The sequence below is a fragment of the Amycolatopsis sp. PS_44_ISF1 genome (assembly GCF_032335455.1).
Lineage (GTDB): Bacteria > Actinomycetota > Actinomycetes > Mycobacteriales > Pseudonocardiaceae > Amycolatopsis.
Window position 1 is genome coordinate 2,748,851 of sequence record NZ_JANUXO010000001.1, and the last position, 11,632, is coordinate 2,760,482.

The following is an 11,632-nucleotide window of genomic DNA, read 5'->3' on the forward strand; positions in this document are numbered from 1 at the left end:
CGTCCACAGATCCCACGAGGACACCGGATTCGCGGAAATCAGCTCGCGCAGCCGGCCGCCGACTCCGTGCGACCGTGCGGTCGCCGTTTGTGCGGAAACCGGGGAATCCGGGTTCCGGGTGGGGTGATCTTGACCCGTTTCGGGTATCCCGGTATCGGAGTCCGCAGGTTCACCGCGCGCGTGTCCGTTCTCGGGCATCGGGCTCGGCCTCCTCCGGTCTCTCGGATGGTCGGAGTGTGACGGTTCCCGCTGTGATGGCGTTACCGTTTACCGCTATCATCGCACTCACTGACTTCCCGGCAGTGACTCCTCCCCTTCCCCCGACGACTGGTGAAACCCGAATGCGCATTACCGCACCGGTCCCTTCCGCCTCCTCGTGGTCTTCGGCAGGAGGTGTTTTCCCGATGTCGGACCGTGAAGCCTGAATCGTTACCGCCTTTTCCGAAGCCGGATAACCGTCACGAGGAGGTGCCAGACGATGTCGGACCGTGAAGCCTGAGCCGGAAGTGGTCGTGGCGGTTCCGTGACCCGGCGACCGGAGGTGGATTTCGCGCGCGAAGCGTGAAAGCACGGTGGATCAGAGCCCGGTGCCGCTGGTGGCTGTGCGCCGGACCCGGGTCCAGGCGAGCGCGGTGGGGATCGCCAGCACGACGCCGGCCAGCCCGGCCAGTGCGATGGCCGTGACCGCGGAGCCGGTCGCCTGCGCCACCACGCCGCCGAGCGCGACGCCGACACCCTGGGCGACGCGCAGCCCCGTGCGGTACAGCCCGCCGGCGCCGCCGCGCCGGTCGTTCGGCACCCAGGTGGAGAAGGTGGCGGTGACCGTGATGATGTACGCGCCCGTGGCCCCCGCCAGCGCCAGCAGGACCAGCGCGACCGGCAGGTTCGGCCGCAGCAGGAAGAGCGTGAGCAGGGCCGGGGAAAGGGTCGCCAGCACCCCGAGCAGCCGCTGCCGCGCCGGTGCCGTGGCGAACTTGGACAGCAGGTAGGCCCCGGCCACGAAGCCCAGCGGGTCGGCGGCCAGCAGCCAGCCGACCGCCGCGGACGGCGCGCCCAGCTGGTGGGCGAGCGGCGCGGCCAGCCCCTCCGGCACCACCGCGAGCCCGACCAGCCAGGACAGCGCGATCAGCGGCCGCAGCCGCCGCTGCCCGAACACCCACCGCGTCGCCCCGAACCAGGTCGTCCGCTCCCCGCCCGCCGCGGGCCGGTCGAGCACCCAGACCCGGACGATCACCGCGGCCACGGCGAAGCTCACCGCGTCCAGCGCCAGCGCCCACGAGGACCCGACCGCGGTCACCAGCACCCCGCCGCCGGCCAGCCCGAGCAGCTGCACCGTGTTGGTGGTGATCCCGCGCAGGTCCTGGCTGCGCAGGTACAGCTCGTCGTCCTCGAACACCTCGCGGGTGATCGCGTTCTGCGCCGCGTTGGCCGGGGAGGCGGCCAGCTGGACCACGACCAGCAGCCCGCACAGCACGGCCAGCGGCATCCCCGGGATGCTCATCAGCCCCACCAGCACCGCCTGCGCCGCCGCGCTCGCGGCCAGCACCACGCGGCGCGGGTAGCGGTCGGCCAGGAAGGACAGTCCGAGCCCGCCCGCCAGCGCGGGCAGGAAGGTCAGCGCGTAGACCACCGCGGCCCAGAGCGCCGAGCCGGTGCGGTGGTAGACGAGGATGGACAGCGCCACCTTCGCCAGCTGGTCACCGGCGCTGGAAATGGCTTCCGCCGCCCACAGGACGCGGTACTCGACGTTGCGCAGGGGCGCGGTCAGCGGCGGACTGGCGTGGGTCGTCACGGGGTGACCATTTCCCCCTCCCCGGTCGGGCGAACAGTGGCGTGCCCGCATTCTGCCTGCGGCCGTGACAGCGCCGGTCAGCGCGTCACAGGTGCGGTCCCCGCCGACCACGGCCAGTATGCCGCCGATCACGCGGAGGCCCGGCCGCGAACGCGCTTCCCGGCGGCGGTTGAGCCGATCGGGCTACCCCGGCCCCGCGCCCCGCTGACCCGTCGGGAGGTACCGGCGGGCCGATCGATGCTCACTCGTTCGGCGCAGCCCCGGCACCGTTCGCCGCCGTCGCCACCGCCACCGGAGCCGACGGGCCGAACACTGGAGGGGAGCCCGGCGGTGCGGCCCCTCGCCCGCCGGCGCAGGCAGCGGGGAGAGGCTGGAGTGGCTATGGACGGGCTGATGCAGGACAAGGCCGTGGTCGTGACCGGAGCCGGCCGGGGGCTCGGCGAGGCGTTCGCCCGGCACGTGGCCCGCGCCGGCGGCGCAGTGGTGGTCAACGACGTCGAGCCGGCGCTGGCCGAGCGGACGGCGGCGGATATCCGCGCGCGCGGCGGCCGGGCGGTGGCCAGCGGGCACAGCGTGGCCGATCCGGCCCAGGCCCAGGCCATCGTGGACGACTGCGTGCGCGAGTTCGGCCGGATCGACGGGCTGGTCAACAACGCCGGGCTGAACTACGAAGCCCTGCCCTGGGAGGACGACGCCGAGCGGGCCAGGGAGCTGGTCGAGGTCAACGTCCTCGGGGTGGTGTACACCGGGCTGGCCGCGGTCAAGGCCATGGTCGCGGCCGGCACCGGCGGTTCGATCGTGAACATCTCCTCCGGCGCCTCGCTCGGCCAGCGCCAGCTCGGCGTGTACGCGGCGAGCAAGGGCGCGGTCGCGTCCCTCACCTATTCCTGGGCGCTCGACCTGGAGGACGCGGGCATCCGGGTCAACGCCGTGTGCCCGGTGGCGCACACGCGGATGGTGTGGAAGTCCGAACGCGCGCTGCGGGCCTGCCCGCCGGACCGGACGCCGTCGAAGATCGCGCCGGTGGTGCTGTTCCTGCTGGGCGAGGGGGCGCACGGGATCACCGGCCAGCTGATCCGGTGCAACGGTCCGCACCTGCACGTGATGGGCCAGCCGTACCTGAAGCAGCCGATCCTGGAACGCCCGGTGTGGGACACCGAGTCGGTGCAGAAGGCGTTCGACGAGGTGCTCGGCGCGCACCTGGAGAACTACGGGCTGGAGAAGCGGGTGCCACCGCGTCTGCGCGAGTGGACGGATACCCCCAGCCGGATCGCCTGACGGCGGGGGCTCGCTCCGGTGGCCGGCTCAAGCCCCCGCGGCCGGTTCGCGGGAACCGGTGTACAGCCCGGCGATGGCTTCGCGGTACCGGTCGTTGATCACGCGCCGCTTGAGTTTCAGGGTCGGGGTCAGCTCTCCGGATTCGGGCGTCCAGCCGCGGGTGATCACGTGGTAGCGCTTGATCTGCTCGACGCGGGCCAGGCGGTGGTTGGCCGAGGCCACCGCCCGCTCGATCTCCGCGCGCACCTTTTCGTCGGCGGCCAGCGCTTCCAGTGATCCGGCGGCCTCGACGCCGTTCGCCGCGGCCCAGCCGGGGGCGATCTCGTCGTCGAGCACGATCAGGGCGGTGACGTACGGTCTGGCGTCGCCGATCGCGACGGCCTGGCCGATCAGGGGGTGCTCCTTCAGCAGGCCCTCGATGTGCGTCGGCGCGATGTTCTTGCCGCTCGAGGTGATGATCAGTTCCTTCTTGCGGTCGGTGATCCGCACGTAGCCGTCCTCGTCGACGGTGCCGATGTCACCGGTGGCGAACCAGCCGTCGGAGTCGGTCGCGTCCGCGATCGAGCCGTCCGCCTGCAGGTAGCCGAGGAACACGATGGGACCGCGCACGAGCAGCTCGCCGTCCTCGGCCGGCTTCACCTCCATGTCGGCCAGCGGCCTCCCGACGGTGCCCGCGCGGAACGCCCTCGCGCCGTTCGCGGTGACCGCGCCGGTGGTCTCGGACAGGCCCCAGACCTCCAGGATCTCGACCCCGAGCCCGGCGATGAAGTACAGCACCTCCAGCGGCAGCGCGGCCGCGCCACTGCTCTGGACCAGGAGCCGGTCGAGGCCGAGCATGGCGCGGATGGGGGCCAGCACGGTCTCGTCGGTCTTCGCGATGCGCTCGGCCAGCTCGGCCGGGACCTCCTGGCCGTCGCTGCGGAGCTTGTACCCCTCCTGCAGCAGCGCGTTGGCCGCGAGCAGGGCCTCGCGCCGCTCCTCGGGGAGGCCGCCCAGCATGGTCTTCAGCCCGGCCGCCATCTTTTCCCAGACGCGCGGCACCCCGAAGAAGTTCTGCGGGTGCACCTGGCCGAGCGCGGTGACGACGGCCGAGGGGTCGGCGAGGGTGTACACGTGACCCGCCCACAGGATCGGCAGGTACACCGAGATCTCGCGTTCGGCGATGTGCGCGAGCGGCAGGTACGCGATGTTGGTCAGGTGCATCGGTGCTTCGTGCAGTTCCTTCAGGGCGTAACCCTGGTGGATGGCGTTGCGGTGCGAGAGCACCACGCCCTTCGGGTCGCCGGTGGTGCCGGAGGTGTAGATCATCGACAGCGGGTCGTCCGGCCGGATCGAGGACCACGAGTTCTCGAACCCGTCCGGGTCGGCGGTGATCGCGGCGCGGCCTCCTTCGCGGACGTCCGCGAAGGAGGTGAACCGCGGGTCGCCGGCCGGGATCGCTTCGGCGTCCAGCACCACGATGCGGCGCAGCGCGGGCAGGTCGTCGAGCACCGGGAGCCAGCGCGACAGCTCGTCCGGGCCCGCGAGCACGACCACCGGGGCGGCGCTGTGCCTTGCCACGTAACGGATCTGCTCCGAGCTCAGCGTCGCGTACGCGGTGCACGGGATGGCGGCCAAGTGCACCGCGGCGAGGTCGGCGACGAGGTGGTCCGGGCTGCCGGGCGCCATGATCAGCATCCGGTCGCGCGCCCCGAGCCCGAGCGCGGCCAGCCCGCGGGAGACCTCGGCGACCGCGGTGCGGTACTCGCCCCAGGTCAGCGTCGGGTGGCCGTCGAGGTCGAGCGAGGTGACCGCCGGGTGCTCGCCGTACTCGGCGGCGTTGCGCGCGAGCAGGCTGGGGATGGTCAGACCCTCGGTCTGCTCGGCGACGGACTTGAGCGTGGTCAACGCTGACCCCTCCTCCACTGGCGGCCTGGTGACGCCACTGTAGGGGCTCTCCGCCGGTGTGGATAGACAATCGCGGCCAGCTTGGATCTTGCTTCGAAACGGCCGTAACGGTCATTCACCCACCAGCCGGGACCGGCCCGGCCTGGTTCGACGGCGGGGTCGTCTGGGAAGCGCGGGAGCGTCCGCGGGTGGTGCCGACGGTGGCCGCGGGCCGGGCGGCGCACTCGTGGCGGCCGTGGGACCGAGCTGCCGCGAGCGGACCGACAGGCGTACCCGGCCTGCTTCGGGTGGCTGGGAGCCGATGTTCCGGCAACACCCCGGCCGACGAGCTCACGGTGCGAAGCAGATCCGAATCGCCTTCACGACAAGGGCTTCGGCTCGTCGCTGAATTGATTCACGCCTCGCCCCTCCGGGTGATCGGTGGACCCGGACCCGCGGTTTCGCCGCTATGATTTCCCCTTGCTTCCCGCAGGTCGGGAGCCTGCCCGGCCCGTGCGGCCGCCGGACTCGCGGTGCGGGGGAACCGGCTGGGAAGGGGACGGGAATGGGCGGGAAGCGCGGGCGCGAGGTGCCGGTCTCCTATCTCGTCACGCTGCTGGCCGGCGTGCTGCTCGGATTCCTGGTCGCCGAATTCGGCGGGGTCCTCACCCACCACCCGGTCGAGGCGGTGCTGGTCTTCGTGCTGACCTGCTCGATCGCGGTGCTCGCCTGGGCCTGCCGGGAGCTCCTGCACGACCTCTTCCACCGCGGGGACCGGCCACGGCCGAACGGCGTTCGGCACTGAAAAGGACCGATCCGGTCACCGTAAGTGCGATTTCGCCGCGGGCGTCGGCAATTCCACCCCCTTTTCCGTGACGGATCTCACCGAATCCTTTTCCGGTCCGCCCCCACCGGGCCGGCGCCGGTGACGCGACGCGGGCCGTGATCGATTTCCCAAGCCCCGCACCAGATTGTGAGTCGTTGCACCAGGCCGGGCCTGGGCTTGACGTGCTCCCCGGCGCCTCATAACGTCGTCGCGGGCGATGCCGAGCGCGGTGGGGTGACCCGAACAGCAGATACCGCCGGAAGGAATGCGGGCCACGGTGAAACAGAATTCCGTTCTACGTGACCGTGGGCCGTCGATTCGCTCCCGCGTGCTCGCGATCGCCCTGATTCCGAGCGTGGTCCTGGTGCTCGTCGGCGTCGCGCTGGCGGGCTACCTGATCACCGACGCGGTGAAGGCGCGCGACTACGCGAACAAGATCCGCAGCTCCGAAGGACCGGGTATCCCGTTCATCCTCGCCGCCGAGCAGGAGCGCCGGCTGACGATGAGCGTCATCGCCGGACAGGGCGCGGTGCGGGCGACGCTGCTCGCCGCGCGTCCGAAGACCGACGAGGCGGCCGACCGGATCAGCGCGGTGCTGCAAGGCAATTTCGCCGATGACAGCACGGTGCCCGCGAGCGTGAAGCAGAACATCTCGACGTTCGCCGCGCTGTACGCGAAGATCCACGAGCTCCGCCGGCAAGTCGACGCCGGTCAGGTCCCGCTGCTGCAGGCGTTCGACTTCTACAACCGGATCATCGACCAGTTCACCCAGGGCGTGGCCGGGCTGGCTCAGGCCGCCCGCGGCGCGGAGAACGCGTTCGCGCGGTTGTCCGCCATTCCGATCTTCAACGCGGCCGAGCAGATGCAGCGCAGCGACGCCCTGTCCACGGCCGGGCTCGCGGCCGGCGGGCTGGCCGGCGACCAGCTGCGCGCGTACCTCGGCGAGGTCGGCGCGTACCACGCGGAGCTCGAACAGTCCGTGCCGCAGCTGATCCCCCCGGTGCGCGCGAGCTACGACAAGCTCGTCGCGAGCCCGGAGTGGAAGACGGTCAACCAGGTCGAGGCGGCCTTCCTGACCGGCGGCGCGAACCCGCGGCTGCCGGTCTCGCCGGAGCAGTGGCGCACCGCCGCCCACCAGGTGGCGGCCACGATGATGACGCTGTTCACGACCCAGAGCGCGAACGCCACCGACGCGGCGATCGACGACGCGGACCGCACGCTGGCCGACTCGATCATCGCGGGGGTCGTGGCCATCCTCGTGGCGATCGCGGTGGTGCTGGTCGCACTGCGCCTGTCGCGGCGGTTCATCTCCCGGCTCGCGCGGCTGCGCGAGGACACCTTGGACGCGGCCGAGGTGCGGTTGCCCGAACTGATGGAGCGCGTGCGCGCCGGGCAGCCGGTGGACCTCGAGGCCGGCGGCCACCTGCTCGACCACGGCGCCGACGAGATCGGCCAGGTCGCCGACGCCTTCAACACGGCGCAGTCGGCCGCCATCGCCGCGGCCGTGGAAGAGGCGCGGACCCGGGAGGGCACCAAGGCGGTGTTCCTGAACATCGCGCACCGCAGCCAGGTCATCGTGCACCGGCAGCTGAAGGTGCTCGACCAGGCCGAGCGCAAGCAGGAGGACCCGGACCAGCTGGACACGCTGTTCCAGCTCGACCACCTCTCCACCCGCGCCCGCCGCAACGCCGAGAACCTGATCATCCTGGGCGGCGGCCAGCCGGGGCGGCGGTGGCGGCAGCCGGGCGGACTGGCCGAGCGGGTCCGCGGGGCCGCGGCCGAGACCGAGGACTTCGCCCGGGTGAAGACCACCGCGCTGCCGCCGGTCGCCGTGCGCGGTCCGGTCGTCGGCGACCTCGTGCACCTGCTCGCGGAGCTGATCGACAACGCCACCTCGTTCTCCCCGCCCACCGCCCGGGTGGAGCTGCGCGGCAACGTGGTCGGCCGGGGCGTGGTCATCGAGGTCGAGGACCAGGGCCTCGGGCTGGAGGACGAGCAGGCCGGGGAGCTGAACCGGATGCTCGCCGACCCGCCGGACTTCAGCGTCATGGCGTTGTCCGACGAACCCCGGCTCGGCCTGTTCGTGGTCGCGCGGCTGGCTTCGCGCCACGGGATTTCGGTGCACCTGCGCGAATCCGCGTACGGCGGCACGCGGGCGATCGTCCTGGTCCGAAGCGCGCTGCTGGCCCCGGCCGGCGAGGTGACGCCGGACGAGGCTCCGGCCGCGGACTCAGCTGCCGGGCCGTCCGTGGACGCGGTTCCCGTGGCCGCGGGACCGGTTGTGGATCAGCGGGGGCCCGTCGCGGACTTCACGCGGGTCGGGCGTCGCTCGCGTCACCGCGCCGCCCCGGTGGACCCGGCCGTGGCCGAGCCGTCGCCGGAGCCGTCACCCGTCCGTCCGCCGCGACCGCCGCAGCCCGCGTGGCCGGCGCAGGAACCGCGAACGGCGCCGGAGAACGGCCGGCCGCAGCAGCCGCGCCGGCCCGAGGCACCCGGGCGTCCGCCGTTGCCGCAGCGGCGCCGGCAGCAGAACCTCGTTCCGCAGCTGCGGGCGGACCGGGCCGAACCGGAGCGGGAAGCCGTCCGCGAGGACTCCGCGGACGCCGCCCGCGACCGGCTGGCGGCGTTCCAGCGGGGCACCCGGCAGGCCCGGGTGGCGGACGCCGGTTCCTTCGACACCACCTACGGAGATCAAGGGCGATGACCGACAACGGGGCCAGCGAGTTCGACTGGCTGCTCGACGACCTGGTCAAGCGGGTGGCCGGCGCCGACCGCGCGGTGGTGCTGTCCTCGGACGGCCTGCTGATCGGCCGGTCCGCCGCACTGTCCGAAGAGGACGCTGAGCACCTTTCCGCGATGGCCTCGGCGTTCCAGAGCCTGGCCCGCGGCGCCGGGCGGCACTTCGGCGGCGGAGACGTCCGCCAGACCGTGGTCGAGATGGACCACGCCTTCCTCTTCGTCACCGCCGCCGGCCGCGGCGCCGGCCTGGCCCTGCTGGCCGGTGCGGACGCCGACCTGGGCCTGGTCGCGTACGAGATGAACCTGATGGTCAAGCGGGTGGGGGCGGTGCTGACCGCGGCGCCGAGGGCCGGGGCGCTCCCGCGGACCTCCCCGTGAGCGTCCCGCGTGAAACCTGGTTCGACGAGGAGGCCGGCCCCCTGGTCCGGTCCTACGCGGTGACCGGCGGGCGCACCCGCTCCGGCCGCTTCGCCCTGGACCTGATCACCCTGGTCGTCGCGCTGCACCCGGTGCCGGAGTCGGGCGTCGGCGAGCCGGAGCACGCCCGGATCCTCGGCCTCTGCCAGCAACCGGCCTCGGTCGCGGAGGTGGCCGCCCGGGTCGATCTGCCGCTGCCCGTGGTCAAGGTGCTGCTGAGCGACCTGATCGAGCGGAACCTGGTGCTGTTCCGCACCGCGGCACCGGCGAGCGAAGCCCCCAGCCAGCACGTACTCCAGGCGGTTCTCGATGGCATCCGGAAACTCTGAGCGCCTGACCGCGACGGCGGTGAAGGTCCTCGTCGCCGGCGGATTCGGGGTCGGCAAGACCACGATGGTCGGTTCGGTGAGCGAGGTTCCGCCGCTGCGCACCGAAGAGGTGATCACCTCGGCCTCGGAAGGCATCGACGACCTCGCGGGCGTCGAGCGGAAGACGACCACCACCGTCGCGCTCGACTTCGGCCGCATCACGATCAACCCCGAGCTGATCCTGTACCTGTTCGGCACCCCGGGCCAGGACCGGTTCTGGTTCATGTGGGACGAGCTGGCCGAGGGCGCGCTCGGCGCGGTCGTGCTCGCCGACACCAGGCGCCTCGAGTCGTGCTTCCCGGCGGTGGATTTCTTCGAACGCCGCGGTCTGCCGTTCGTCGTCGGCGTCAACTGCTTCGACGGCGCGTACCGCTACGGCACCGAAGAAGTGCGCGCGGCCCTCGATCTGAGCCAGGACGTCCCGCTCCTGCTGTGCGACGCGCGGGAGCGGGACTCGACCAAGCAGGTGCTGACGATCCTGATGGAGCACGTCCTGGACCGCAACGACCTGGCCGCGGCCGGTCACCGAGCCGCGGGCGCCCGCCGGAACGAGCCCGGCCCGGCCACGGCGATCAGCAGGAAGATCCAGGAGTAGAGGGCCGCGGGCTCACCCAGGTTGTGCACCGGGAGCAGCCCCATCGGTACGTGCACGGTGAAGTAGGCGTACGCCATGGTCCCGGACAGCACCACCGCCGCGGACCGGGCCCGGAACCCGGCCAGCACGAACAACGCCCCCACCACCTCGATCACCCCGGCCCACCACCCGGGCCACTGCCCGAACGGCGTCGCCGCCCCGGCCCCGTCGATCCCGCCGAGCAGCCCGAAGCCCTGGAGACCGTGGCCGAGGAAGAGGAACGAGACCATCACCCGGAACAGCGCCAGCACCCGGGGCCGGGCCCGGTCACGGAGTTCGGCGACTCGCTCGCGGACTGAGCTGATCATCGGGCCGGCGGCGGCTTGCGCGGTGGTGGACCGGGTTTCGGCGGTCCAGTCCGGGCGGGTCCCCTCGGCGGTGCTCGGCTCGGTGATCCGGACGGTCTGGTCGGCGGTGGTGCTCATGACGGGGTTCCTTCCGCTGGGGCGTTCTCGGTGCTTCCACTGGGACGTCGAACGGCCCGGGCGCCGATCGACACCCGTCCGGAAGGTTTTTCCGACCGGCTTCGGCCGCGGCCGGGACGGGGCGGCAGACTGGGCCGATGGTTGCCAAACACAGCGCCGGGCTGTTGCTGTTCCGCCGTCCGGGCGACGAGGTCCAGGTGCTGCTCGGGCACATGGGCGGCCCGTTCTGGGCGAAGAAGGACGCGGCCGCGTGGACGTTGCCGAAGGGTGAGCTGGAGCCGGACGAGGAACCGGAGGCCGCCGCGCGGCGCGAGTTCACCGAGGAGCTGGGGCTGCCGGCGCCGGAGGGGGAGTACCGGTCGCTCGGGGAGGTCAAGCAGTCGGGCGGGAAGGTGGTCACCGCCTGGGCCGTCGAGGGTGAACTGGACCCGGCGGCGGTGGTGCCCGGCACGTTCGAGCTGGAGTGGCCGCCGCGGTCCGGGCGTCGCCAGGAGTTCCCCGAGCTGGACCGGGTCGAGTGGTTCGGGCTGGCCGCGGCGCGGGAAAAGCTCCTGAAGGGGCAGTTGCCGTTGCTGGACCGGCTCGTCGAGCTGCTTTAGGTGGTACTTCGGCGTAGCAGCGCGAGCAGATCGTCCAGCGACCGGTCGGTGAACGAAGGCAGGACCAGGTCGGCGTGGCCGAAGTCGAGGCCCGCGGTGATCGGGTTCGGCACCGCGACCGTGGTGATCCCGGCGGCCTTCGCGGCGCTGACCCCGTGCGGTGAGTCCTCGAACGCGACGGCTTCGCCGGCCTGGACGCCGAGCGTCGCCAGCGCGGCGAGGTAGGTGTCCGGGAGGGGTTTCGCCGCATGCCGGTCGCCGGTCTCCACGGCCGTGAAGCGAGCGGCGAGACCCAGGCGGTCGAGCTGGCCGTTCACCCAGGTGCCGGACGAGCTGGACGCCACGCCGAGCCGCAACCCGCGCGCGTCCGCCGCGTCGAGGTAGCCGACCACGCCTTCGCGCGGACCACCGGATTCCAGCAGCTCCAGCACCCGGTTTCGCATCCCGGGGCGCAGGGTTTCCGGGTCCGGCACGTGTTCGCCCAGCAGCGCCAGCATGGTCGACGCCGTGTCCTGCGTGCCGATGACGGTGTGCCAGACCTCCAGCGGCAGCTCGACGCCCTGGCTCCGGAACGTCTCCTGCCACGACTGCAGCACCGCGGCTTCGGTGTCGGCCAGCGTGCCGTCGAAGTCGAAGATCAAAGCTCGCGTGACCACCCCGGCAGCCTGCCTCACGCCGTCCCGCGGCG

At 72.4% G+C, this 11,632-nt stretch carries 11 protein-coding genes; 7 read left to right on the forward strand and 4 right to left on the reverse strand.

Annotated elements, in window-relative coordinates:
* Positions 1-577: 577 nt before the first annotated feature.
* Positions 578-1,792 carry an MFS transporter gene (locus NYF13_RS12615; RefSeq protein WP_396287042.1) on the reverse strand — a complete coding sequence of 405 codons (1,215 nt, stop codon included), beginning with the start codon at positions 1,790-1,792 and terminating at the stop codon, positions 578-580.
* 381 nt (positions 1,793-2,173) lie between these two features.
* Between NYF13_RS12615 and NYF13_RS12620 the strand changes: the two genes are divergently transcribed.
* Positions 2,174-3,070 carry an SDR family oxidoreductase gene (locus tag NYF13_RS12620; protein WP_315656475.1) on the forward strand — a complete coding sequence of 299 codons (897 nt, stop codon included), beginning with the start codon at positions 2,174-2,176 and terminating at the stop codon, positions 3,068-3,070.
* A 27-nt stretch (positions 3,071-3,097) separates the two neighbouring features.
* Here NYF13_RS12620 and NYF13_RS12625 read toward each other — a convergent pair whose 3' ends face one another.
* The gene (locus NYF13_RS12625; protein WP_315656476.1) at positions 3,098-4,957 is read right to left on the reverse strand and encodes an AMP-dependent synthetase/ligase; all 1,860 of its coding nucleotides are present in this window, start codon (positions 4,955-4,957) and stop codon (positions 3,098-3,100) included.
* 544 nt (positions 4,958-5,501) lie between these two features.
* Between NYF13_RS12625 and NYF13_RS12630 the strand changes: the two genes are divergently transcribed.
* From NYF13_RS12630 to NYF13_RS12650, 5 genes are all read left to right on the forward strand, one after another.
* The gene (locus NYF13_RS12630) at positions 5,502-5,741 is read left to right on the forward strand and encodes a hypothetical protein (protein WP_315656477.1); all 240 of its coding nucleotides are present in this window, start codon (positions 5,502-5,504) and stop codon (positions 5,739-5,741) included.
* Between the two features lie 349 nt (positions 5,742-6,090).
* Entirely contained in the window at positions 6,091-8,466 is a 2,376-nt protein-coding gene (locus NYF13_RS12635; protein WP_315656479.1) for a nitrate- and nitrite sensing domain-containing protein, read from the forward strand.
* A complete protein-coding gene (locus NYF13_RS12640) occupies positions 8,463-8,879 on the forward strand; it encodes a roadblock/LC7 domain-containing protein (RefSeq protein WP_315656480.1) in 417 nt (138 codons plus the stop codon). The genes NYF13_RS12635 and NYF13_RS12640 overlap by 4 nt, the downstream gene beginning before the upstream one ends.
* Positions 8,876-9,247, forward strand: coding sequence for a DUF742 domain-containing protein (locus tag NYF13_RS12645; RefSeq protein WP_315656481.1), 372 nt, complete (start codon positions 8,876-8,878; stop codon positions 9,245-9,247). Before NYF13_RS12640 ends, NYF13_RS12645 begins: the two co-directional genes overlap by 4 nt.
* Entirely contained in the window at positions 9,228-9,881 is a 654-nt protein-coding gene (locus tag NYF13_RS12650; RefSeq protein ID WP_315656483.1) for an ATP/GTP-binding protein, read from the forward strand. The genes NYF13_RS12645 and NYF13_RS12650 overlap by 20 nt, the downstream gene beginning before the upstream one ends.
* On the opposite strand, the gene NYF13_RS12655 is transcribed toward NYF13_RS12650, so the two are convergent.
* Positions 9,809-10,228 (reverse strand): DoxX family protein, encoded by a 420-nt coding sequence (locus NYF13_RS12655; protein ID WP_315657329.1) that lies wholly within the window; start codon positions 10,226-10,228, stop codon positions 9,809-9,811. The genes NYF13_RS12650 and NYF13_RS12655 overlap by 73 nt on opposite strands.
* A 254-nt stretch (positions 10,229-10,482) precedes the next feature.
* On the opposite strand from NYF13_RS12655, the gene NYF13_RS12660 reads away from it, so the two are divergent.
* On the forward strand, positions 10,483-10,944 hold the full coding sequence (locus NYF13_RS12660; RefSeq protein ID WP_315656484.1) for an NUDIX domain-containing protein: 462 nt from the start codon (positions 10,483-10,485) through the stop codon (positions 10,942-10,944).
* Here NYF13_RS12660 and NYF13_RS12665 read toward each other — a convergent pair.
* Positions 10,941-11,600, reverse strand: coding sequence for an HAD-IA family hydrolase (locus NYF13_RS12665; protein WP_315656485.1), 660 nt, complete (start codon positions 11,598-11,600; stop codon positions 10,941-10,943). The two genes, NYF13_RS12660 and NYF13_RS12665, sit on opposite strands and share 4 nt — an antisense overlap.
* Between the last annotated feature and the right edge of the window lie 32 nt (positions 11,601-11,632).

Bases quoted from the DNA above. Each gene is read 5' to 3' on its own strand.
- NYF13_RS12630 (WP_315656477.1), top strand. From the start codon at position 5,502: ATGGGCGGGAAGCGCGGGCGCGAGGTGCCGGTCTCCTATCTCGTCACG.
- NYF13_RS12620 (WP_315656475.1), top strand. From the start codon at position 2,174: ATGGACGGGCTGATGCAGGACAAGGCCGTGGTCGTGACCGGAGCCGGC.
- NYF13_RS12650 (WP_315656483.1), top strand. From the start codon at position 9,228: ATGGCATCCGGAAACTCTGAGCGCCTGACCGCGACGGCGGTGAAGGTC.
- NYF13_RS12655 (WP_315657329.1), bottom strand. From the start codon at position 10,228: ATGATCAGCTCAGTCCGCGAGCGAGTCGCCGAACTCCGTGACCGGGCC.
- NYF13_RS12660 (WP_315656484.1), top strand. From the start codon at position 10,483: ATGGTTGCCAAACACAGCGCCGGGCTGTTGCTGTTCCGCCGTCCGGGC.
- NYF13_RS12640 (WP_315656480.1), top strand. From the start codon at position 8,463: ATGACCGACAACGGGGCCAGCGAGTTCGACTGGCTGCTCGACGACCTG.